The sequence below is a fragment of the Pseudomonas sp. SDO5215_S409 genome (assembly GCF_054071325.1).
The window spans coordinates 103,920-126,726 of the sequence record NZ_JBSVWN010000010.1 but is presented as its reverse complement, the minus strand read 5'-3'; the positions used below and the strand labels follow the sequence as shown (position 1 = coordinate 126,726).

Here is a 22,807-nt window from a genome sequence, read left to right as displayed (position 1 = left end):
TCGAAACCTACTTAACTCGTTGAAACTCAAGGAGTTTTCCGTTTCGTCTGCGCCGGAAGTGGGGCGAATTATAGACAGATATAATTCGCCGTCAACCCTTTATTTCCATCCTGCCCAAAATTTTTGGATAGCGAGCAACCCCTCAAGAATCTGAGCAATATATTGCTCAACCCTAAGCACTTCAGCATCATAGCCGCCTGCCTTTCAACAAGCCTGAGAAGAACACCTCCCATGACCACCTCCCCCCGTAGCCTGGCCTCGGTACTGTTTCCAGTCGTCCTGCTACTGATCGCCATGGCCTCGATCCAGTCCGGCGCCTCTCTCGCCAAAAGCATGTTCCCCGTCGTCGGGGCGCAAGGTACGACCACCCTGCGCCTTATCTTTGCCAGCGTGATCATGCTGCTCCTGTTGCGCCCATGGCGCGCCCAGCTGACCGCCAAGTCCTTGCGCACCGTCATCGTGTACGGAATGGCCCTGGGCGGCATGAACTTCCTCTTCTATATGTCCCTGCGCACGGTCCCCCTCGGAATCGCCGTCGCACTGGAGTTCACCGGCCCCTTGGCGGTGGCCATCTATGCCTCAAGAAAGGCCGTGGATTTTCTCTGGATAGCCCTGGCCATCATCGGACTGCTCCTGCTGATACCCATGGGGGCATCCAGCAGCAGCATCGACCTCACCGGTGTCGCCTACGCCCTGAGCGCTGGCGCCTGCTGGGCGCTCTATATTGTGTTTGGCCAAAAAGCCGGCGCCGACAATGGCGTGCAGACCGCCGCACTGGGCGTCATGATCGCTGCGCTGCTGGTGGCCCCTATCGGTATCGTTCATGCAGGCGCCGCATTGCTCACGCCCTCGCTGATCCCGATTGCGATCGGGGTCGCCATTTTGTCTACCGCCCTGCCCTACACCTTGGAAATGGTCGCACTGACCCGCCTACCCGCCCGTACCTTTGGTACGTTGATGAGCATCGAACCGGCCTTCGGCGCCCTGTCCGGGCTGCTGTTTCTTCACGAGCACCTGTCCCTCGCCCAATGGCTGGCCATCTCCTGCATTATCCTGGCCTCGGTTGGCGCCACCCTCACCATGCGCAGCGAATCAAAACCGCTTGTACCGGTTGATTGAGTCAAGTTTTAACGAAGCTATGGCATTTGCGTCTCAATTAGGCCATGTTTAGCCCGTAACTTAGCGTCACTCATGGACAATTCAGATAAGGACATCAAGAACGCTACACTCGAGAGCGAGCAAGGCCAGCCTCGGCCATTTCGGCGAGGCAGCTATATAAGGACGGGAATGAAGCGAATTTTGATGCTGATGGTCATTGTGGCTATCGCTGGTTGTGCCGCGACGACCAAGACAGAAGTAAAACGCGGGAAAAAAGGCCTGCATATCAATTGCTCGGGCCTTTCCTCTTCCTGGGACCAGTGCTACAGCAGCGCCGCCAACTCATGCGGCACCAAAGGTTACAAAGTCATCGCCAAGTCGGGCGATAACGCCGAAGACCCAGGTGATTACCCGTTTGGCCTCAACCCGGCCGGGTATACCAGCCGCAGCATGATCGTCATTTGCAAGTAACTGCCGCCTCTACAGAGAGGGCAGTTACTGCCTGAACACCGCCCCGCTGGCGTCGAGACTGGCCTAGATCTCAATCACCAGGCGGCCTTGAACACCGTCTGCCACAACTGCGTAGGCGGCATCGGCCGACGCCAAATCAAACCGACGGGCATCCAGCACCGGCTTGAGTTTTCCACTCTCGATCAACCACGCGGCCTCGGCGAGAATTTGCCCGTGGTGCTCGCGCCCCTTGCCCGTCAACAGCGGCAGCAACGTAAACACCCCGGAGTAAGTGGCCCCCCGAAACGACAACGGCGCCAGGCTATGCTGGCCCCAGCCGAGGCAACTCACCACATGCCCGCAATACACCTTCGCAGCCTTGAAAGACGCATCCAGCGTCGCGCCCCCCACTGTGTCGTACACCACATCAAACCCCTCACCGCCGGTATGCAACGCCACATAGTCCTCGACCGTCTGCTGCTGATAGTCGATAAACGTTGCGCCAAGGCTTTCGATCAGCGCCTGCTGGCGGCTTGAACCCGTAGCGAACACCTGAGCGCCATGTGCCAGTGCGATCTGCACGGCGACATGCCCTACACCACCTGCGCCACCCTGGACCAACACCCGTTGCCCCGGCGTTACACGAGCACGGTCGACCAACCCCTCCCACGCGGTAATCAATACCAATGGCAATGACGCCGCTTCGCGCATGCTTAAATTCGCGGGTTTGCGGGCCAGCAATCGGGCATCGACTACGGCAAATTCAGCCAGCGAGCCCTGAAGCCCGCCAATACCGGTCGCCATCGCGTACACCTCGTCGCCGACCTGCCAGCCCCCGGTGTCGGTAGCACCCAGGGCTTCAATCTTGCCGGCCAGGTCCATCCCAATCACCGCTGGCAACGCTTGCCGGGCATGTGCCGCCTGGCCTGCGCGAATCTTTGCGTCCAGCGGGTTCATGCCACTGGCCTTGATCCTCACCAGCACTTCACCCGCTCCCGGCACCGGTTTGGGAATCAACGTCAGACGAAACGGGGCATTCGCTTCATCCACCACCAAGGCACGCATTTGGGTTGTATCAGTCATTTCAGCCATCCCGGTTCATGAAAACAGCATAATCGGCCCGCCAACCCATGCTGATAAGACGCCTAATCGCTATAGTGACCATTCCCATTTGGCATGAATCGGTAATTTCATGGATAAGCTCAACGCAATGGCTATTTTCGTCCGGGTGATAGAACGCGGCAGTTTCTCCGCCGTCGCCCGGGAACTCCAGACCACCCAACCCACCATCAGCAAAGTATTGGGTGCACTGGAGTCCGAGCTGGGCGGCAAGCTGATTTCACGCAGCACACGCCAGCTCTCTCTTACAGACGAAGGCCAACGTTACTACAACCATTGCAGGCAAATCCTCACCGCCGTGGACGCTGCAGAACACAGCTTCCAATCCGGCAAAGAAAGTGTGGCGGGCCCCCTACGCATCGGGTCATCGGTCAGCTTCGGGCGCCTGCACATTGCTTCGCGCCTGGCGGGGTTTCTGGAGCAGTACCCGCAAGTCCAGGTCGACCTGCAACTCAACGACCACCCTCAGGACCTGGTCGCAGAAGGCCTGGACGTCACGCTGCGCATTGGCGAGCTGCGTGACAGCGGCCTGATTGCCCGCCCTATCGGCACCACCCATCGCGTGACCATCGCCAGCCCCGCCTACCTTGCCCGCCACCCCCTGCCGCAGACACCCCACGATCTGGCCGCGCACAATTGCCTGCTGTTCAGCCTGCTGAGCAGTCAGAACCAATGGATTTACGAAAAGGACGGAGCGCGTCACAGCGTCAGAATCAAAGGCAATGCCCAGAGTAATAACTCCGAAGCCGTGCGTGAAATGGTACTCGCGGGGCTAGGCATTGCGCTGTCGCCCCTGTGGTTGTTCTACGACGACCTGAAAGCTGGCCGGGTGTTAGCGCTGTTGACCGACTACACCCCATTGGCCTTGCCGATTCATGCGGTACTGGCACCGAATCGGCGCCAGTCCGCCCGGGTCAAGGCCTTTGTCGACTACATGGCCCAGGCGTTGGCCCAGGCCCCGCAGCTGCAAGCCTTTAGATAGCAGCGGTGCGTACCTGCAACCACTCAAGCGCTGCACCACTGAGCAGCGGGCTCAAGCGTTCACGCACTTGGTGATGGTAATCGTTGAACCACTGGCGCTCCTCGGCCGTGAGCAGCGAAGGCTCGAGGCAACGGGTATCGATCGGGCACAAGGTCAGCGTCTCGAACTTGAGGAACTCACCGAACTCGGTCTTGCCAGCCTCACGGTTCAACACCAGGTTCTCGATACGCACGCCCCAGCGGCCCGGCCGGTAGGTGCCTGGCTCAATCGAGGTGATCATGCCCGGCTGCATCGCGGTTTGCGGCGCGGCAACAGCCTGATACGCAATCACTTGCGGGCCTTCGTGCACGTTCAGGAAGTACCCCACGCCGTGCCCGGTGCCGTGGCCGTAATCCACGCCTTGCGCCCAGATAGGTGCGCGAGCGATGGCGTCCAGCAACGGCGACAGAATGCCTTTAGGGAAATGCGCGCGAGACAGCGCGATAACCCCTTTAAGCACTCGCGTACAGTCGTGCTTCTGCTCGTCAGTCGGCGTACCGATAGGCACCATGCGCGTGATGTCGGTGGTGCCGCCCAGGTATTGGCCGCCCGAATCGATCAGCAGCAGGCCGTCCCCTTCGATCAGCGCGTGTTCTTCTTCGGTGGCGTGGTAATGCGGCATCGCGCCGTTGCCATTGAACGCCGCGATGGTGTTGAAGCTCAACGACACATAACCCGGCCGACGAGCCCGTGCTGCCGTCAGGCGTTCATCAATGGTCAACTCGGTGATGCGCTCTCGGCCCAGGGCGCTGTCCAGCCACGCGAAAAACTCGCACAAGGCGGCGCCGTCCTGTTCCATGGCCTGGCGAATATGTTCGGCGTCCGCCAGGCTCTTGCGGGATTTGGCCAGCGTGGTCGGGTTCAGCCCCTCGATCAATTTCACGCCAGCCTCGAGGTTTTCCAGCAACCCGGCCGTCACCCGCGCAGGGTCCACCTGTACGCTGGCGCCCGCCGGAACGGCACGCAACGCCTCGGCCACCTCGCTGTAATCGCGCAGCGTCACGCCATCACGGGCCAGCACCTCACGCAGCGCCGCATCGACTTTGCTCAGCGCCACAAACAACGTAGCGTGCTGTGCGTTGATCAAGGCAAAGGACACAAACACCGGGTTGAACGAAACATCGCCGCCACGCAGGTTGAACAACCAGGCGATGTCATCCAGGGTGGCGATGAAATGCCAGTCGGCGCCCTTTTCCTTCAAACGGGTGCGCAGCTCGGCAAGCTTGTCAACACGGCTGACCGTGGCCTGAGGCGGCACATGTTGATAAATCGGTTGATTGGGCAGCGCCGGGCGGTCTTGCCAGACTTCGTCCAACAGGTCGATATCGGTACGCAACCGCGCGCCTCGTTCCGACAGTTTGGTACTCAAGGTGCGTGCCGAGGCCAACGCCATCACGGCACCGTCCACCGCCACCACACCGCCTTGCGGGGTATTCTCGGCCAGCCACTCCAGCGGGCCGGGCTGGCCCGGTTGCAGTTTCACCAACTCGATGCCGCTGCCCTTGAGTTCCTTGGTGGCCTGTTCCCAATAACGGCTGTCGGCCCACACACCGGCGAAATCCGGGGTGACAATCAGCGTTCCCACCGAGCCATGAAACCCCGACAACCACTGGCGCCCCTGCCAGTAACCCGGCAAGTACTCGGACAAGTGCGGGTCGGCCGACGGCACCAACAGGGCATCAATGCCCTCGCGCTTCATCCGTTCGCGGGTATGCGCCAGGCGCTGGGGAACCGTTCCATGGGTCAAAGGCTGCGTGCTCATTGTGTCTCCTGCTAAACCACTCATATTGTTATGTAATCACATGGCCCAGAACGCGGGCGCACTGGCCAGCGCGGCCTTGATCAGCTGGACGGCCTGATCAATGTCCTGTTCGGTGGTAAAACGTCCAAGGCTCAGACGAATAGTGCGGCCAGCGCTGCGCGCGTCATGCCCCAAGGCCAGCAGCACGTGGGACGGCGCGTTGCTCGCCGAATTGCACGCCGAGGTGGCCGAAAAGGCGATCCCGGCGCTCAACGCCGCGGAATTGAACTCACCTTCGCCAAACGTCAGGCTCAAAGTGTGGGGAATGCGTTGAGTGGCGCTGCCGTTCAGGCGCACGCCAGCAAGCGTGCCCAGTTGGTCCAGCAGGCGCTGACGCAACGCGACAATCACGGCCTTCTCTTCATCAAAGGACGCTGCCGCCAGCGCAAACGCAGTGCCCATGCCCGCGATCTGATGGGTGGCCAGCGTACCGGAACGCATGCCGCCCTCATGGCCACCGCCGTGAATCTGCGCCAGCACTTTTTGCTGCGCGCGCGGGCCGACGTACAAAGCGCCGATGCCCTTGGGGCCATACAGCTTGTGCGCGGAAAACGACATCAGATCGACCGGCCATTGCACCAGGTCAATCGCGACCTTGCCCGCGCCCTGCGCCGCGTCCACATGAAACAGCGCGCCGTGTTCACGCACGCGCGCGCCGATAGCCGGGATATCGTTAAGGGTGCCCAGCTCATTGTTGACCAGCATCAGCGACACCAGAAACGTGTCCTCGCGCAGCGCTTCGCTCACGGCCTGGACGCTGATCAAACCCTCGGCGTCCGGCACCAGGTAGGTCACGGCCACCCCGGCTTCCTGCAACTGGCGCGCGGTATCGAGCGTGGCCTTGTGCTCGATCTGGCTGGTGATGATATGCCCGCCGCTCACCCCACGCGCCTGGGTCACACCTTTGATCGCAAGGTTGTTGGATTCGGTAGCGCCGGAGGTCCAGACGATTTGCTCGGGCTGGGCCCCCACCAATTCCGCCACCTGGCCACGCGCCTGCTCGACCGTTGCCCGAGCCTGTTGGCCGAACGCGTGGGAGCTGGAGGCGGGGTTGCCGAAGTTGGCGTTGAAACCCAGGCACTCGACCATGACCTGGATGACGCGCTCATCCACCGGCGTGGTGGCGGCGTAGTCGAAATACAGCGGACGTTTATTCATGACGTAAAAGACTCGCAGAGCATGTTCCCGAGAGCGGTGTCTCAGGGGCAACGATCAGAAAAGGAAAAGGTTTACCTGATTACGTGCCGTTAAAGAAAGACCACTTTATTTAAAAGTGCGTAGGAACGCTCCTGAAATTGAGCTTAACAGGGTCCGGGAAAAGCATGGCAAACAAAAAGCCCGGGGTTCCTCGCTGCAAGCCCCGGGCTGCGTGGACTGCAGCACCGCTCAACTCGGACGGCCCTGCAGTGTCACGTTACGTTCGGCATTCATTTCGCCCTCGCGATCAAACTCAAGCGACTTGTGTGGCTGGGCGGTCAGTTCGGCTTTCTTCTGCTGATACTCATCAAACGACAAGCCTCGACGGCTCAGAGCCTCCAACGCCAGCTCTTTGCTTTCCTGCGCCGTGTAGGGCCGAAGCTCTGGCGAAGGATGATTCGCACAACCTGCAAGGACAGAGGCGGCAAGCAATAAGGAAATGGCAAGAAAGCGGTTCATGGCGAAGGTCCTGCGAATCGGGCACAAGGCAATGAACACAGGCTACGCCCGGCCCACCGCCGGGGAAAATCATCCCCCGTAATAGTGGCTATCGACCCTGGCGCGCCGTCCGATGCAGCCCTCATATATTCCATCTAGAACTATAAATATGGAAATACGTTCGTTTACGGAATATACGCAACCCTCTATAACAGGTTTCAACGCCCACGCAACTGTTGGCCTGGCAACTGTTCGCCAGGCAACAGCCATTCAACAAAACAGCGGGCATACAACATCACCGTTTCCCGACATCTGGCCCAGGGCCCTTACCCATCAAGGCCTGCAAGCGTTGGTACAGCTCTTGCTCAAGCCCGTTCAACGCTCTTGTCCTGAGCCACTGTTGAAAAAGGAACTGTTCATGACCCGCCCCCTGAATGTCGTCGCCGTTTCCGGCGGAACCTGGCGCCCGTCCCGCACCCTGGTGTTGACCCAAGCGATACTGGCCGAACTAGGTAACCATCTGCCGGTTCACACCACGCTCATCGAACTGGGCGACATCGCCCGGCCCTTGGGCGGCGCACTGGCGCGCCAGGAATTACCCGCCGCGGTTGAAACCCAGTTGCAAGCCATCGAGCAGGCGGACCTGTTGATCGTCGCCGCGCCGGTGTATCGCGGCTCGTACCCGGGGCTGCTCAAGCACCTGTTTGACCTGGTCGACCTCAATGCCCTGATCGACACCCCCGTGCTGCTGGCCGCGACCGGCGGCAGCGAGCGTCACGCCCTGGTGCTCGACCACCAACTGCGCCCGCTGTTCAGCTTTTTCCAGGCATTGACCCTGCCCATCGGCATCTACGCCACCGAGGCCGACTTCGCCGACTACCAGATCACCAGTGAGCCGTTGAAGGCGCGCATTCGCCTTGCCGCAGAACGCGCCGCGCCGCTGTTTACCGCCCACCCCGCCTCGCTGCTGAAAATCGCTTAAGGAACTGTCATGGATGTTTTCTGGTTTCTGCCGACCCACGGCGATGGTCATTACCTGGGCACCACCCAGGGCGCCCGCCCGGTCACGCTCAATTATTTGAAACAAGTCGCCCAGGCGGCTGACAGCCTCGGCTATTACGGGGTACTGATTCCTACCGGGCGCTCTTGCGAAGATTCCTGGGTCATCGCCTCGGCCCTGGTGCCACTGACCGAACGCCTGCGTTATCTGGTGGCGATTCGCCCAGGCATCATCTCGCCCACCGTGTCGGCGCGCATGGCAGCCACGCTGGACCGATTGTCCAACGGCCGCTTGCTGATCAATGTGGTGACCGGCGGCGACCCGGACGAAAACCGCGGTGACGGCAGTTTCCTCGATCACAGCGAACGCTACGAAGTGTCCGACGAATTCCTCAGAATCTGGCGCCGCGTGTTGCAGGGTGAATCGGTAGATTTCGAAGGCAAACACTTGCGGGTGCAAAACGCCAAGGCCCTCTACCCGCCCGTACAAAAACCTTATCCACCGCTGTATTTCGGTGGATCCTCCGACGCGGCCCACGACCTCGCCGCCGAACAGGTGGACGTGTACCTGACCTGGGGCGAGCCACCGGCCGCCGTCGCCCAAAAACTTGCCGATGTGCGTGAGCGCGCCGCCCGCCATGGCCGTACCGTGAAATTCGGTATCCGCCTGCACGTGATCGTGCGAGAAACCGAAGAAGACGCCTGGACGGCCGCCAACAAGCTGATCGAGCACATCAGTGACGACACCATCGCGGCGGCGCAAAAGTCCTTCTCGCGGTTTGACTCCGAAGGCCAGCGCCGCATGGCCGCCTTGCACGACGGGCGCCGTGACAACCTGGAAATCGCGCCCAACCTGTGGGCCGGTGTGGGCCTGGTGCGCGGCGGGGCTGGCACGGCGCTGGTGGGCAACCCGCAGCAAATCGCGCAGCGCATCAAGGAATACGCGGACCTGGGCATCGAGAGCTTTATTTTCTCGGGCTACCCGCACCTGGAAGAAGCCTACCGGTTTGCCGAACTGGTGTTCCCGCTGCTGCCCGAACCCTACGCCAGGCTGGCCGGACGCGGTGTGACCAACCTCACCGGACCGTTCGGCGAGATGATCGCCAACGACGTCTTGCCCGCCAAGGCCTGATGAGGAGCCCCGTGTGACAGCCAAACCCGACAGCTTCTTGCCCACCCCCCTGCAAACGGCCAAGCGGTTGGCCGCCGAGTTCGCCCTGACCGCCGTGGAGCGCGACGAGCGCGGCGGCACACCCAAGGCCGAACGTGATGCCTTGCGCCAAAGCGGACTGCTTGCGCTGAGTATTCCTACGCAATACGGCGGCCTCGGCGCACGCTGGAGCGAAACCCTGGAGATCGTGCGCGAGTTCGCCAAGGTCGACAGCTCCATCGCTCACGTCTTCGGCTTTCATCACCTGATGCTTGCCACCGTGCGTCTGTTTTCCCGCCCCGACCAATGGCAGCCCTGGTTTGAGCAAACCGCACGCAAGAACTGGTTCTGGGGCAACGCCCTCAACCCGTTGGACACCCGCACCGTGGTCAAGGGTTTCGGCGGCTGGCGCGAGTTTTCTGGCAAAAAAAGCTTCTGCTCCGGCGCCAACGACTCCGAAATGCTGATCGCCTCGGCGGTGGACGAAAGCGCCGGGGGCAAGCTGCTGATTGCCGCCATTCCCAGCGGCCGCAGCGGTATCACCCTGCACAACGACTGGAACAACATCGGCCAGCGCCAGACCGACAGCGGCAGCGCCACGTTTGAACGGGTGCGGGTGGAAGAGTCCGAACTGCTGCTGGACCCCGGTCCGCTGAGCACGCCGTTCGCCTGCCTGCGCCCGCTGATCGCCCAACTGACCTTTACCTATATGTTTCTCGGGATCGCCGAAGGCGCCTTTGAAGAAGCCCGCCACTACACCCTGACCGAAACCCGGCCCTGGCATAAGTCCACGGTCCAGGACATCCGCCAGGACCCCTATGTGCTCAGCCATTACGGCGACTTCTGGGTGGCCCTGGAAGGCATGCGCCTGCTGGTGGAACGCGCCGGGGCGCTGCTCGACCAGGCCTGGGCCAAAGGGCCCGGCCTCACCGAGCATGAGCGCGGCCAACTGGCCATCGCCATCGCCACGGCCAAAGTCGCCACCACCCGCAGCGGCCTGGAGCTGTGCAGCCGCCTGTTCGAGGTCGCCGGTGCCCGCGCCACCCACGCCTCCCTGCGCCTGGACCGGCACTGGCGCAACCTGCGCACCCAGACCTTGCACGATCCGGTGGACTACAAACTCCACGAACTGGGGGACTGGACCTTGAACCAGGCCCTGCCGATTCCCACGTTCTATTCCTGAAGAGGTGCCCATGCAGCTTTTAACCTTACCGCCCTCGCCCGCCCTCGCCACCTCCATCCGGGCCACCGCGCAGGTATTCGAGGACCCCAAATCCCAAGCCTTGCTCGCGCATATCCAGCAAGTGGCGCCCAGCGAAGCCAGCGTGCTGATCATTGGCGAAACCGGCACCGGTAAAGAGCTGGTGGCACGCCATATCCACAACCTCAGCGCCCGGCGCAACCGGCCGTTCGTGGCGGTGAACTGCGGGGCGTTTTCCGAGTCGCTGGTGGAGGCCGAGCTGTTCGGCCATGAAAAAGGCGCGTTCACCGGCGCCCTCAGTGCCAAGGCCGGCTGGTTTGAAGAAGCCAACGGCGGCACGCTGTTCCTGGATGAAATCGGCGATTTGCCCATGGCCATTCAGGTCAAATTGTTGCGCGTACTGCAGGAGCGCGAAGTGGTGCGCCTGGGCTCACGCAAAAGCATTCCCATCGATGTGCGCGTGCTGGCCGCCACCAATGTGCAGCTGGAAAAAGCCATCAACGCCGGGCATTTTCGCGAAGACCTGTATTACCGCCTCAACGTGGTCAGCCTGGAACTGAGCCCGCTGCGCGAGCGCCCCGGCGACATCCTGCCGCTCACCCGGCATTTCATCGAGGCCTACAGCCAGCGCCTGGGCTACGGGCCGATCACCATCAGCCGCGAGGCCGAGCAAAAACTCAAGGGCTACAGCTGGCCCGGCAATATCCGTGAGCTGGAAAACGTGATTCACCACACGCTGCTGATCTGCCGCGACGGGGTGATCGAGCGCGACAACCTGCGCCTGTCAAACCTGCGCATCGAACGCCAGGACGACAACCCGCACAGCGCCGACAACAGCGCCGAAGCCCTGTTGGAGCGGGCCTTTCAAAAGCTGTTTGAGGAACAGGCCGGCGCCCTGCATGAAAAAGTCGAAGACGCGCTGCTGCGCGCCGCCTATCGTTTCAGCCATTACAATCAGGTGCACACCGCCAACTTGCTGGGCCTGAGCCGTAACGTCGCGCGCACCCGGCTGATCAAGATCGGTGAGTTGGCGGTAAACAAGCGCCGCCCCGGCGAGAACGTACAGGGCGAGCGGATGTTGCACCTGTCCATCTAGGATCAATCCCACGCAGTGCGTGGGAAAAGCACCTTGATCGATCAGAAGCCCGGCGCGATCTGGCCCTTGTAACGGGTCAGGATGAACTGGCGCACTTCATCGGAGTTCAGCGCCTTGGCCAGTTTCTGGATGCCCGGGTCGTTGATGTTGTCGGGCCGCGCCACCAGGTACTCCACGTACAGGTCTTTGCCCTTCTCGACAATCAACGCACTGTTGGTATCGATCCCCGCCTCCAGCGCGTAGTTGGCAAACACAAACGCCAGGTCCACCTGCCCCACCGAACGGGCCAGCAGCGCCCCCTCCAACTCGCGGATCTTCAGGTGCTTGGGGTTGTCGACGATGTCCCGCGGCGAACTCAAGGTGTTGCTGGGGTCCTTGAGTTTGATCAGCCCGGCTTCGTCCAGCAGCACCAGCGCCCGGCCGGTGTTGACCGGGTCATTGGGAATCGACACCGAGGCGCCGTCCTTGAGTTCCGAAATATGTTTGATCTTGGTCGAATACGCCCCGAACGGCTCGATGTGCACCCCCACCACCGGCACCAGGTTGGTTTTGCGGGTTTTGTTGTAGTCGTCCAGGAACGGCCGGTACTGGTAATAGTTGGCATCGATATTCTTCAGCGCCAGTTGCTGGTTGGGCTGGATGAAATCGGTGAAGACCTTGATCTGCAGGTCCACCCCCTCTTTGGCCAGCGCCGGTTTGACGAACTCGAGGATCTCGGCGTGGGGCACCGGGGTGGCACCCACCACCAGGGTTTCGTTGGCAAAGGCATTCAGTGACAAGGCAGCGGCCAGGATGGCCAAGGTTTTTTTCATGAGAGCTCCAAAGGCAGTTTTTATACGCAATCAACGGCGGCTGTAACGCGCCACCAAACGGTCGCCGGTCATTTGCAGTGCCTGTACCAGCACCAGCAAAAGCACCACGGTGACCACCATGACGTCGGTCTGGAACCGCTGGTAACCGTAGCGAATGGCCAGGTCGCCCAGGCCGCCGCCGCCGATCACCCCGGCCATCGCGGTGTAATCCACCAGCACAATCGAGGTGACCGTCACCGCCGCCAGCAACCCGCCCCGGGCCTCCGGCAACAAGGTGTGACGAATCACCTGCCAGGTGGTGGCGCCCATCGACTGGGTCGCCTCCACCACGCCACGGTCCACTTCGCGCAGGGCGGTTTCCACCAGCCGCGCAAAGAACGGCGTGCACCCCACCACCAACGGCGGGATGGTGCCGGGCACGCCCAGCGAGGTGCCGACCAGCAAGGTGGTCACCGGGATCAGCACAATCAGCAAGATGATGAACGGCAGCGAGCGCAGCACGTTGACCACCACCGACAGCACCCGATACACCGCCAGCGCTTCGTGCAACTGGCGCTTGCCGGTGAGAAACAGCACCACGCCCAGCGGCAGGCCCAACAACACGGTGAACCCCAGCGCAGCCGCCAGCATGCTCAGGGTTTCCAGGCAGGCCTGGCCGATGTCGGCCCAATAGAGATGTTTAAACCACTCAGCCATGACTCACGACCAGTCGTGGCGTGGCGGTTTGGCGCCGTTGAGCACCCAGTTGCCGACCACGTGGTATTTCCAGCGCACCGGGTCGTGCAGCGTGTGCACCCGGGCATTGCGCCAGTGGCGGTCGAAGTTGTGTTTTTTCAAGGTGGAACGGGTGCCGCCCAGCTCAAACAGCTTGTTGCTGGCTTCGAGGGCGATTTCGGTGGTCAGCACCTTGGCCCGGGCCACCGCCAGGGAGGCATGGGCGACGTTGTCTTCATCCGGCGCCGGGCGGGCCGCGTCCAGCGCGTAACCGGCGCGGTCCAGCAAGGCTTCGGCGGCTTCCAGGCGAATGTCGAGGGCGCCCACCTGAATGATGGTCAGTGGGTCTTCACTGGCCTTCTCCACGGCCGCATCGATCCAGGGGCGGGCAAATTGCCGTACGAACTCCACAGTGTCGCGCAGCGCCGCACGGGCAATGCCGGCGTCTATGGCGGCGGTGGTCAATTGTGCGAAAGGCCCGGCCAGCGTTGGGGAATCGTAGGATTGGTGAGTAGGAATCACGTTAAACGCCGGTACGCGCAAGTCGTCGGCCAGCACGGTGCCACTGGACGTGGTGCGCTGGCCCATGCTGTCCCAATCGTCCACCACCACCAGCCCCGGCGTGCCGCGCGGTACAAATGCCAACTGCGCATTTTGCTGGTCGTCCAGCGCCAGCACGGCCAGCCAATGGGCGTACAGCGAACCGGTGCAATAGCCCTTGCGGCCGTTGACCACATAACCATCGCCTTCGCGGTGGATGCGCGCCTGAATGTCCTGGACAGTCTTACCGCCGGTTTCCGACAGCGCATTGGCAAACCGATGCCCTTGCAAGGCCAGGCCAAAAAAATGCGCCTGCTGCTCGGGCGTGCCCTGCAGGCGGATGTCCTCCAGCAGGCAATAGTGGTTTTGCGGGATCTGCCCCAACGACGGGTCGGCCGCCGAGACAATCGCAATCACCTGGGCCAACACCGCATAAGACACCTGCGCCCCGCCAAACTCGCGCGGCACACTGATGCCCCACAGGCCGCTGTTGGAATACAGGTCCACCACGTGCGCCGGCACCTGGCGGGTGCGATCGCGCTCGGCGTCGTGCTCGCGCAATACGGCGGCCACGCGGTGGGCGGCGGCCAGGGCCTGGGCTTCGTCGCGGATCAACTCGGCATGCGGCGTGTGAATCGGGTAATCGGCAGATACAGGAAGTACAGGCATACAACGCTCTCGGGCGAATGAAATGCCAAGGCCATTGCAGCTTCTGTGCCTGCGCGCCAAAGCCCCTGAATACAGGGTTTTCCCGAGGTGTATCGGGGGCAGGTGCGACTGTTGCGCAGCAAACTGTTCGGTCACTGTTGCCGCACCAACACCTCAGGGGCTGCCCGCCACTAGCAAGCGCCTTCAACACACTTCATGAACAACCCCTCCACGGTTTCCCCCTTGCCCCCGACGCCCCGGGATTTCAGGATGCAAGCAATCATCACAAGGAGTCATTTCCATGTTTGCCGGATTTCAGAAAGACCAGCGCCACGTCAACGGCGTAGACATCAGCTACCGCCAAGGTGGCTCGGGTCCCGGCCTGCTCCTGTTGCACGGGCACCCGCAAACCCACGTGATCTGGCACAAGGTCGCCGAACAGCTGGCCGAACACTTCACCGTGGTCGCCGCCGACCTGCGCGGCTACGGCGACAGCAGCAAGCCGGCCGCCAATGACCACCACACCAATTATTCAAAACGGGAAATGGCCCGCGACGGTGTCGAGCTGATGAAAGCCCTGGGCTTTGACACGTTCTCGGTGCTGGCCCACGACCGGGGCGCGCGCGTCGCCCATCGCCTGGCGCTGGACCACCCGCAGGCCGTGCAACGCATGGTGCTGCTGGACATTGCACCGACCCTGTCGATGTACAACCAGACCGACGAAGCGTTCGCCCGCGCTTACTGGCACTGGTTTTTCCTGATACGCCCTGCGCCACTGCCGGAGGCGTTGATCGAAAGCAACCCCGAGCTGTACCTGCGCAGCGTCATGGGCAGCCGCAGCGCCGGGTTGAAACCCTTCACCAGCGAAGCCTTCGCCGAGTACCTGCGCTGCCTGAAACTGCCGGGCACCGCCACGGGTATCTGCGAAGACTACCGCGCAGCCGCCGGCATCGACCTTGAGCACGACCGGGCCGATATCGACAAGGGCAACCACCTGAATCTGCCCTTGCTGGTGATGTGGGGCGCCGAAGGCACCGTGGGCCGCTGCTTCAAGCCACTTGATGAATGGAAGAAAGTCGCCACCGATGTACGCGGCCATGCCCTGCCGGCTGGCCATTACCTGGCCGAAGAAGTGCCTGAGCTGTTGCTTGGCGAAGTCCTGACCTTTCTGCGCTAAGCCCCTTGCACCCGTGACCTGACGGACCCGCCTCGCAGGCTGCAAACGCCTGCGACGGGTTCTCTATGCCCAAAAAACGCCTCGAGATAATAACAATGACAATCAGAAAACTGCTGGGAACCCTGTATGTACAGGTGCTCATCGCGATCGCGCTGGGTGTGCTGATCGGCCACCAATGGCCCCAGACGGGCATCGATCTCAAACCCTTGGGCGATGGCTTCATCAAATTGATCAAGATGATCATCGGCCCGATCATCTTCTGCACGGTGGTGTCCGGCATCACCAGCATGCACGACGTGAAACAGGTGGGCCGGGTCGGCGGCAAGGCGCTGCTGTACTTCGAGATCGTGTCCAGCATTGCCCTGGTGATTGGCGTGCTTGCCGCGCACGTGCTGCACCCGGGTGTCGGTTTCAACATTGATGTGAAGACGCTGGACAGTTCGGCCATCGCAGGCTTTGTCGGCCAGGCGCAACACAGCGAAGGCATTACCGGCTTTTTGCTGAACGTTATCCCCAGCACGTTTTTTGACGCCCTGGCCAAAGGCGAGATCCTGCCGGTGCTGTTCATTTCCGTGCTGTTCGGCCTGGGGCTGGTGATGGTCGGTGAAAAGGCCCGTCCGTTGGTCGCAATGATCAACCAGGCCAGCGAGGTGTTCTTCCGCATCGTCGGCATGATCAGCCGCGTCGCGCCCATCGGTGCGTTTGGCGCCATTGCCTTTACCATCGGCAAATACGGCGTGGGTTCGCTGCTGCCTCTGCTCAAGCTGGTGGGCACCTTTTATGTCACGGCGTTTTTCTTTGTGGCCGTGGTGCTGGGCAGCATTGCCCGCTATGCAGGCTTCAGCATTTTCAAATTGATGGGCTACATCAAATCCGAGCTGTTGATTGTGCTGGGCACCAGTTCGTCGGAATCGGCCCTGCCGCAACTGATTCAAAAGCTGGAGAGCCTGGGCGCGTCCAAAGGCGTCGTGGGCATCGTGGTGCCCACCGGCTACACCTTTAACCTGGACGGCACCAACATTTATATGACCCTGGCGGTGCTGTTCCTGGCACAAGCCACCAATATCCACCTGCCGCTGGAACAGCAATTGACCTTGCTCGCAGTGGCCATGCTCACCTCCAAGGGTGCTGGCGCGGTGGTCGGCGCAGGCTTTGTGGCACTGGCGGCAAGCCTTGCCGTAGTACCAACGGTGCCGGTGGCGGCGATGGTGCTGATTTTGGGGGTCGACCGGTTCATGGCTGAATGCCGCTCGCTGACCAACATCATCGGCAATGCCGTGGCCGCGCTGGTGGTGGCCGCCTGGGAAGGCGAACTGGACCGCGAAAAAATGGCCCCCATCGCCCTCAAGCACGGCCGTCACGCACGCGCCGCAGCGCAGGCCAAGCCCACCGCCGAGTGACCCGCGACACCGGGCGGGCCTGATGGCTCGCCCATCCGGTGCTATTCTGGCGGCTCATGCCGCCATGCCTGTTTCTGATGAACCACAAGAAAGATACCGTGCCCCTACCTGAAGACCTGCGGGTGTTCCTGACCGTGATTCGCAAGGCCGGCTTCGCAGCGGCCGCCGACGAACTGGGCCTGTCCCCGGCCTATGTCAGCAAGCGCATCCAGATTCTGGAAACCACTCTGGCCACCCGCCTGCTGCACCGCACCAGCCGGCGCATCGCCCTGACCGAAGACGGCGAGCGCGTGCAACGCTGGGCCGTCCGCATTCTGGAAGACTTCCAGCAACTGTCCGATGAACTGTCCGATGCCCACGACACCCCGCGCGGGCGCCTGCACATCAGCAGCAGCTTCGGCTTTGGCCGCAACCACGTGGCGCCTGCCTTGTCGCTGTTGGCCGAACAGTACCCGGACCTGGAGATCCGCCTGGACCTGTTCGACCGGGTGGTGGACATCGTCAGCGAAGGTTTCGACCTGGAAATCCGCGTCGGCGACGACATCCCCGGCCAGCACATTGGTCGGCGCCTGGTGAGCAATCGGCGCGTGCTGTGCGCCGCCCCCGCCTACCTTGAGCGGCGCGGCACACCGCAGCACCTGGACGAGCTGGAGCAGCACGACTGCCTGGTGCTAAAGGAGCGCGACAACGCGTTTGGCATCTGGAACCTGGAACACGACGGCGCGCCGCAGAGCGTACGGGTGCGCGGGCCGCTGTCATCCAACAATGGCGAGATCGTTTTGCAATGGGCCTTGGACGGGCGCGGGGTGTTGTTGCGCTCGCTGTGGGATGTGAAGCCGTTGCTGGAGCAAGGCAAGCTGGTGCAGGTGCTGCACGCTTACACGCAAAGCGCGAATGTATGGGCGGTGTACCCCACGCGGCTGGCGTATTCCGGCAAGTTGCGCGCCTGCGTGGAGTTTTTGCAGGAGCATTTCAAAGGCTTGTCGATCTAAGCGCCCAACGGGAGAGCGGGCTCCCCCGTTGGTGCGCCCCATCAGCTGAGCCAGGGGTTGGCTTGAAGGTGCTGGCGCTCGAACGCCTTGATCTGCTCGCTGCGTTGCAGCGTGGTGCCGATGGCGTCCAGCCCTAGTAGCAGCGAGGTCTTGCGCAGGGTATCGATCTGGAACGGGATCACCTGGCCGTCCGCCAGGCAAATCTGTTGATCTTCCAGATCGACACTGATCTGCGCCTGCTCCGGGTGGCTGACGGTTTGCCCGAGTTGCTGCGCCACCGCCTCCTCCAGCGTGATCAACAACACCCCGTTGCGCTGGCAGTTGTCATAGAAAATCCCGGCAAAACTGCTGCCGATCAGCGCGCGAATGCCCATCTGCTTCAAGCCCCACACCGCATGCTCACGGCTGGAACCGCAACCGAAGTTGGGCCCCACCACCATGAAGCTCGCCCCCTGCCAGGCCGGTTGGTTCAACACAAACTCCGGGTTGGGCTCGCCCGACGGCAAAAAGCGCAGGTCGAAAAACAGGCCACGGTCCAGGCCATTGCGGTCGATGCCCTTGAGGAACTGCTTGGGCATGATCACGTCAGTGTCGATATTGGCCGCCAGCATTGGTGCGGCTTTGCCGATGACTTGGGTGAAAGGCTGCTGGCTCATGTGCGATCTCCAAAGTGGCGAATGTCGGTGAGGCGGCCGGTGATGGCAGCGGCCGCGACCATGGCCGGGCTCATCAGGTGGGTGCGTGCACCGGCCCCCTGGCGGCCTTCGAAGTTGCGGTTGGTGCTGGAGGCGCAGCGATCGCCCGGCGCCAGCACGTCATCGTTCATGGCCAGGCACATCGAACAGCCCGACTGGCGCCATTCAAAACCCGCTTCGATAAAGATCGCCGCCAGCCCTTCGGCTTCGGCCTGGTCGCGCACTTCGGTGGAGCCGGGCACGATCATGGCGCGTACGTGGTCGGCCACGTGTTTGCCGCGCACCACGCTGGCAGCGTCGCGCAGGTCTTCGATTCGGGCGTTGGTGCAGGAGCCGATAAACGCGTGGCTGATGCGGATTTCACTCAACGGCATGCCGGCTTCCAGGCCCATGTAATTGAGGGCGCGGCGCATGTCCTGGCGCAGGATCAAGTCACTGACGCCTTGCGGGTCGGGCACACGGGCGCCAATCGGGGCGGCCTGGTCGGGGCTGGTGCCCCAGGTGACCATGGGCTCCAGCACGCTTGCGTCCAGCGCCACTTCCAGGTCGAACACCGCGCCTGCGTCGCTGTGCAGTTGGCGCCAGCCCACCAGGGCCTGCTCCCACAGCGCCCCCTGGGGTGCGCGGGGCTTGCCTTTGAGGTAGGCGAAGACTTTTTCGTCCGGCGCCATGAACGCGCCGCGCGCGCCCGCTTCCACCGCCATGTTGCAGATGGTCATGCGGGCTTCGACGCTCAAGGCGTCGATGGTCGAGCCACAGAACTCGATGGCATAGCCGGTGGCACCGGAGGCGCCGATCTTGCCGATCAGCGCCATGATCACGTCTTTGGAGGTCAGGCCCGGCGCCAGCTCACCGTCAACGGTCACGCGCAGGGTTTTCAGGCGCTTGTAGACCAGGGTCTGGGAAGCCAGCAGGTGTTCGATTTCCGAGGTGCCGATGCCAAAGCCGAACGCGCCCAGCGCGCCGTAGGTGGTGGTGTGGCTGTCACCGGCGGCAATCACCATGCCCGGCAGGATGAAGCCCTGTTCGGGGGCGATCACGTGTTCGATGCCCTGACGCTTGTCGAGGATGTCCAGCAACTCGATGCCGAAATCCCGGCAGTTTTCCGCCAGGTACGACACCTGCCGCGCACCGCCCGCGTCGGGCATGGTCGCTATGCGTTGGGGGGTGGTGGGGTTCACGTGGTCGACCACCGCCAATGCGGTGCCCGGGCGCCACACGTTACGACCGGCTTCACGCAAGCCACTGAAGGCCTGGGGGCTGGTGTATTCGTTGATCACCTGGCGGTCTATATAAAGCAGGACATGGCCCTGGTCATCCAGGGGGCACACGGTGTGGGAATCGATGTGCTTGTCGTAGAGGGTTCTGGCAGTCGTCATTATTAGGCTCACTCAACGGTATGCCTCCATCCTACGCAGCGCGGCGGTGCCATCAATCCCGCCCGGGTGATGGCTCAGAACATGTTTCGTGTTCAATCCCGGCAATTTGAAACATTTTCTTTCATTTGCCCCTTAGGGATTTCTCATTCTCATCCGTCTTAACTTAGATACAGCCCGTCGCGTCAGCAAAAGCTACGACCGGCCTTTTCCGGGCCTCCATTGCCCCCTCCGATCAAGAATCCGCTTTCACATGTCCAAGAAGTCACGCTCAAAACTCTGGTTTCTCGTCCATAGCTGGCTGGCCTTGCCCATCTGGTTTTTTGTACTCATCGTGTGCGTGACCGGCACCCTGGCGGTGGTCAGCCAGGAGATTGTCTGGCTGGCCAACCCGGATATCCGGGCCAGCAAGCCTTCGCACGATGCCGAGCTGCTCAGCTATGACCAGGTGATCGCCGCCCTCAAGCGCGACGAACCCCAGGCGATCGTCGAGTCGATTTCCCGCCCGGATGAATCGCATTTTGCGCTGACCGTCGACCTCAGCTACCCCGGCGGGCGCTCCGTGGAGGTGTACGTCAACCCCTACACCGGCGCGCTCCAGGGCATCAGCCCGGCCTTCAACTTCCAGCGGTTCACCCGCGCACTGCACGGGTGGTGGCTGGTGCCGTTCACCAATGGCTACAGTTGGGGCTGGTACTTGGTGTCGATCCTGGGCCTGCCGCTGCTGGCCTCCCTGGTCACGGGGCTGGTGGTGTACAAGCGGTTCTGGAAAGGGTTCTTCAAGCCCACGCTGCGCCTGACCCATGGCGCGCGCATTTTCTGGGGCGACTTCCACCGGCTGAGCGGCATCTGGTCCATCTGGTTCATTGCCGTCATTTCCATTACCGGCACCTGGTTTTTGATCCAAGCCATCCTGGGCGACAACCAGATCACCATCTCCAGCGAGCCCATCGTCCCGGCGATTGCCCGGGAAAAAGTACCCCTGTCGAGCCCCGGCGTACCGGCGCCGATGATCCCCGTGGACGATGCCATCAACATCGCCACCCAACGCATTCCGGGCCTTGAGGCCAGTTTTGTGTTGCTGCCCAGCACCGCCTACAGCCACCTGCGCATCGGGGGGCGCGGCTGGTATCCGCTGATGTTCCAAACCGCCGAAATCAACCCTTACAACGGTGAAATAGCCGCCTCGCACCTGCTGGCCGACCGTTCGAAACTGGAGTTCGTCACCGAGTCCATGCGCCCGCTGCACACCGGCGACTTTGGCGGGATCTGGGTCAAGCTGATCTGGTTCTTCTTTGGCCTGGTGCTCAGCCTGATGGTGTTGAGCGGCTTGCTGATCTGGAGCAAACGCACGGCGCTGGCCACCCTCAACGCCCTCAAGCGCAGCGCCAAAGCGCCCCGCCCGGCCAAGGCCCGGCAGTTGGAAGCAGAGGAGGCTCACCCATGAGCAAGGTCATCAGTGCAGCCACCCCCTCGCCGCTGCGGGCCTGGTGGCTCAAATGGCGGTTCCATATCAATATCCTGCTGCTGCTGATCCCGCTGGGCTTCATGCCCAAGTACTTTTCCGAAGCCGCGCTGTTTCGCGGCGACACCGGTATTGGCGAACGCGTGGTCGGTGACGTGCAGGTCGGGCCCTGGCACCTGACACTCGCCGAGTTTCGTGATGAAGGCCCACGCCCCGACCCGGCGGGCCCGATGAAGTTCTTCAACGCTGCCCTGTGCGCCACCTGCACCGATCAGGTCAAGGCCACTTACCTGCGCATCGGCAAGCCCCGCAGCCTGCGGGCCGCCGGGGTGCTGTTCTTTGGCACGCCCTATCGCATGGGCGCCGCCCTGTCCATCCCTGAGCGCACCCCGCTGGACGCCGAACTGTGGATCACCATGGAAGGCTGGGACGGCACGATGCACCAGGGTTCCATCCCGTTGAGCCAGGCCTCGCCTGCCACGATTGCCTGGCTGAACAAACAAGGAGTCAAACCATGACGTTGTCGCGCCTGACCCGCGCCTGTGGCGCGCTGATCCTCTGCGCCGGTTTCAGTACTGTCGCCCTGGCCCACAACCCGATGTGTGAATGCAAGGAAGTCGCGGGCGATCAAGTCAAATGCACCGGCGGCTTTTCCGATGGCAGCGGCGCGCCCGGCGTGACACTGGACGTGATCGGCTACGACGAAAGCATCCTGCTGCCCGGCAAGCTGGGCGAAGACTCGACGCTGACGTTCAAGAAACCGTCCACCGAGTTCTATGTGCTGTTCGACGCAGGCCCCGGCCACGTCGTCGAGATCGACCAAGCGGATATCCAGCCCCAATGACCACCCATACCCAGGTTGTTCGCCCGGCCGGTGCCGGGCACGAAACCCTCTACGTGTTGCTGCTGTGCCTGGTGATTCTGGTCGCGGCAGGCGCCGTGGTGGCCTTGCACGGTGAACGCCAGGAAGAGCGGGTGGTGCCCAGCCATCAACTGGACGCCCGCCGCGACCTAAGCGCTGCCGAGCAAGGCCTCTACGCTGACCTGCGGGTGACGCTGGATGAAATCCAGCTGTTGCAGCAAGAACAACACGCGCTGCCCTCCCCCGCACAACTGGCAGAAGAAGGCTTCGCGCCCTTTGCCCAGGACGCCAGCTCGGTCAGCCGGGGCGACCACCGCTGGCAATTGCTGGACGCGGCCTACCTGGGGCTGAGCAAGACGCCCGCCCTCAGCGGCTCGGTGCTGATGCGGGTCAGCGGCAACGAACCGGATGTCTGGCTCAACCGCCGCGACGCGCTTGCCGCGCCCACTGACCTTTCCGACGCGGCGCTGATCGCTGCGGGCTGGCAGCAAGTGGTCACGCAATTCGATGCTGGCGTCACCCGCCAGCACCGTCACTGAATAAGAGAAGCCTCATC

General features: G+C 62.3%; 23 protein-coding genes. 14 read left to right on the top strand and 9 right to left on the bottom strand.

From position 1 onward, the window contains the following. Positions 1–231 precede the first annotated feature (231 nt). Both rhtA and ACW9H9_RS08390 read left to right on the top strand, forming a co-directional pair. Entirely contained in the window at positions 232–1,119 is an 888-nt protein-coding gene (gene rhtA / locus ACW9H9_RS08395; protein ID WP_457342581.1) for a threonine/homoserine exporter RhtA, read from the top strand. A gap of 168 nt (positions 1,120–1,287) precedes the next feature. Then, on the top strand, positions 1,288–1,569 hold the full coding sequence (locus tag ACW9H9_RS08390) for a hypothetical protein (RefSeq protein WP_457342698.1): 282 nt from the start codon (positions 1,288–1,290) through the stop codon (positions 1,567–1,569). Between the two features lie 63 nt (positions 1,570–1,632). Here ACW9H9_RS08390 and ACW9H9_RS08385 read toward each other — a convergent pair whose 3' ends face one another. Next, entirely contained in the window at positions 1,633–2,631 is a 999-nt protein-coding gene (locus ACW9H9_RS08385) for a zinc-dependent alcohol dehydrogenase family protein (protein WP_457342582.1), read from the bottom strand. Between the two features lie 109 nt (positions 2,632–2,740). On the opposite strand from ACW9H9_RS08385, the gene ACW9H9_RS08380 reads away from it, so the two are divergent. After that, the gene (locus tag ACW9H9_RS08380) at positions 2,741–3,649 is read left to right on the top strand and encodes a LysR family transcriptional regulator (protein WP_457342583.1); all 909 of its coding nucleotides are present in this window, start codon (positions 2,741–2,743) and stop codon (positions 3,647–3,649) included. Here the strand turns inward: ACW9H9_RS08380 and ACW9H9_RS08375 are convergent. The 3 genes from ACW9H9_RS08375 to ACW9H9_RS08365 form a co-directional block, all read right to left on the bottom strand. After that, complete coding sequence (locus ACW9H9_RS08375) at positions 3,642–5,450, bottom strand: aminopeptidase P family protein (RefSeq protein ID WP_457342584.1); 1,809 nt, start codon at positions 5,448–5,450, stop codon at positions 3,642–3,644. The genes ACW9H9_RS08380 and ACW9H9_RS08375 overlap by 8 nt on opposite strands. A gap of 36 nt (positions 5,451–5,486) precedes the next feature. After that, the gene (locus tag ACW9H9_RS08370; RefSeq protein WP_457342585.1) at positions 5,487–6,647 is read right to left on the bottom strand and encodes a cysteine desulfurase family protein; all 1,161 of its coding nucleotides are present in this window, start codon (positions 6,645–6,647) and stop codon (positions 5,487–5,489) included. A gap of 228 nt (positions 6,648–6,875) precedes the next feature. Further along, on the bottom strand, positions 6,876–7,145 hold the full coding sequence (locus ACW9H9_RS08365; RefSeq protein ID WP_457342586.1) for a hypothetical protein: 270 nt from the start codon (positions 7,143–7,145) through the stop codon (positions 6,876–6,878). A 397-nt stretch (positions 7,146–7,542) separates the two neighbouring features. Here ACW9H9_RS08365 and msuE point away from each other — a divergent pair, with 397 nt between their 5' ends. From msuE to ACW9H9_RS08345, 4 genes are read left to right on the top strand one after another with little or no spacing between them, the layout of a single operon-like run. Then, positions 7,543–8,106 carry an FMN reductase gene (gene msuE / locus ACW9H9_RS08360; protein ID WP_457342587.1) on the top strand — a complete coding sequence of 188 codons (564 nt, stop codon included), beginning with the start codon at positions 7,543–7,545 and terminating at the stop codon, positions 8,104–8,106. A gap of 9 nt (positions 8,107–8,115) precedes the next feature. Further along, entirely contained in the window at positions 8,116–9,255 is a 1,140-nt protein-coding gene (gene ssuD, locus ACW9H9_RS08355) for an FMNH2-dependent alkanesulfonate monooxygenase (protein WP_457342588.1), read from the top strand. Between the two features lie 13 nt (positions 9,256–9,268). Then, on the top strand, positions 9,269–10,456 hold the full coding sequence (locus ACW9H9_RS08350; RefSeq protein ID WP_457342589.1) for an acyl-CoA dehydrogenase family protein: 1,188 nt from the start codon (positions 9,269–9,271) through the stop codon (positions 10,454–10,456). Positions 10,457–10,466: 10 nt separating this feature from the next. Beyond that, on the top strand, positions 10,467–11,570 hold the full coding sequence (locus tag ACW9H9_RS08345; RefSeq protein ID WP_457342590.1) for a sigma-54 interaction domain-containing protein: 1,104 nt from the start codon (positions 10,467–10,469) through the stop codon (positions 11,568–11,570). A 41-nt stretch (positions 11,571–11,611) separates the two neighbouring features. On the opposite strand, the gene ACW9H9_RS08340 is transcribed toward ACW9H9_RS08345, so the two are convergent. From ACW9H9_RS08340 to ACW9H9_RS08330, 3 genes are read right to left on the bottom strand one after another with little or no spacing between them, the layout of a single operon-like run. Then, the gene (locus ACW9H9_RS08340) at positions 11,612–12,382 is read right to left on the bottom strand and encodes a MetQ/NlpA family ABC transporter substrate-binding protein (RefSeq protein WP_457342591.1); all 771 of its coding nucleotides are present in this window, start codon (positions 12,380–12,382) and stop codon (positions 11,612–11,614) included. 30 nt (positions 12,383–12,412) lie between these two features. Then, complete coding sequence (locus tag ACW9H9_RS08335; RefSeq protein WP_457342592.1) at positions 12,413–13,078, bottom strand: methionine ABC transporter permease; 666 nt, start codon at positions 13,076–13,078, stop codon at positions 12,413–12,415. A 3-nt stretch (positions 13,079–13,081) separates the two neighbouring features. Then, complete coding sequence (locus ACW9H9_RS08330) at positions 13,082–14,305, bottom strand: SfnB family sulfur acquisition oxidoreductase (RefSeq protein WP_457342593.1); 1,224 nt, start codon at positions 14,303–14,305, stop codon at positions 13,082–13,084. A 280-nt stretch (positions 14,306–14,585) separates the two neighbouring features. Between ACW9H9_RS08330 and ACW9H9_RS08325 the strand changes: the two genes are divergently transcribed. The 3 genes from ACW9H9_RS08325 (at position 14,586) to ACW9H9_RS08315 (ending at position 17,853) form a co-directional block, all read left to right on the top strand. After that, on the top strand, positions 14,586–15,461 hold the full coding sequence (locus ACW9H9_RS08325; RefSeq protein WP_457342594.1) for an alpha/beta fold hydrolase: 876 nt from the start codon (positions 14,586–14,588) through the stop codon (positions 15,459–15,461). Positions 15,462–15,556: 95 nt separating this feature from the next. After that, positions 15,557–16,861, top strand: coding sequence for a dicarboxylate/amino acid:cation symporter (locus ACW9H9_RS08320; protein ID WP_457342595.1), 1,305 nt, complete (start codon positions 15,557–15,559; stop codon positions 16,859–16,861). Between the two features lie 77 nt (positions 16,862–16,938). Beyond that, the gene (locus ACW9H9_RS08315; RefSeq protein WP_457342596.1) at positions 16,939–17,853 is read left to right on the top strand and encodes a LysR substrate-binding domain-containing protein; all 915 of its coding nucleotides are present in this window, start codon (positions 16,939–16,941) and stop codon (positions 17,851–17,853) included. A 41-nt stretch (positions 17,854–17,894) separates the two neighbouring features. Here ACW9H9_RS08315 and leuD read toward each other — a convergent pair whose 3' ends face one another. Together leuD and leuC are read right to left on the bottom strand one after the other, a co-directional pair. Continuing rightward, complete coding sequence (leuD, locus tag ACW9H9_RS08310; RefSeq protein ID WP_457342597.1) at positions 17,895–18,509, bottom strand: 3-isopropylmalate dehydratase small subunit; 615 nt, start codon at positions 18,507–18,509, stop codon at positions 17,895–17,897. Next, on the bottom strand, positions 18,506–19,927 hold the full coding sequence (gene leuC / locus ACW9H9_RS08305; protein WP_457342598.1) for a 3-isopropylmalate dehydratase large subunit: 1,422 nt from the start codon (positions 19,925–19,927) through the stop codon (positions 18,506–18,508). Before leuC ends, leuD begins: the two co-directional genes overlap by 4 nt. A 250-nt stretch (positions 19,928–20,177) precedes the next feature. Here leuC and ACW9H9_RS08300 point away from each other — a divergent pair, with 250 nt between their 5' ends. Genes ACW9H9_RS08300 through ACW9H9_RS08285 form a run of 4 tightly spaced genes read left to right on the top strand, consistent with a single transcriptional unit; the run spans position 20,178 to position 22,790 of the window. Then, positions 20,178–21,371, top strand: coding sequence for a PepSY-associated TM helix domain-containing protein (locus tag ACW9H9_RS08300; RefSeq protein WP_457342599.1), 1,194 nt, complete (start codon positions 20,178–20,180; stop codon positions 21,369–21,371). Further along, the gene (locus tag ACW9H9_RS08295) at positions 21,368–21,907 is read left to right on the top strand and encodes a thiamine pyrophosphate-binding protein (RefSeq protein WP_457342600.1); all 540 of its coding nucleotides are present in this window, start codon (positions 21,368–21,370) and stop codon (positions 21,905–21,907) included. Before ACW9H9_RS08300 ends, ACW9H9_RS08295 begins: the two co-directional genes overlap by 4 nt. Beyond that, positions 21,904–22,233 carry a hypothetical protein gene (locus tag ACW9H9_RS08290; protein WP_457342601.1) on the top strand — a complete coding sequence of 110 codons (330 nt, stop codon included), beginning with the start codon at positions 21,904–21,906 and terminating at the stop codon, positions 22,231–22,233. Before ACW9H9_RS08295 ends, ACW9H9_RS08290 begins: the two co-directional genes overlap by 4 nt. Then, a complete protein-coding gene (locus tag ACW9H9_RS08285) occupies positions 22,230–22,790 on the top strand; it encodes a DUF6162 family protein (RefSeq protein ID WP_457342602.1) in 561 nt (186 codons plus the stop codon). The genes ACW9H9_RS08290 and ACW9H9_RS08285 overlap by 4 nt, the downstream gene beginning before the upstream one ends. Positions 22,791–22,807 lie beyond the last annotated feature (17 nt).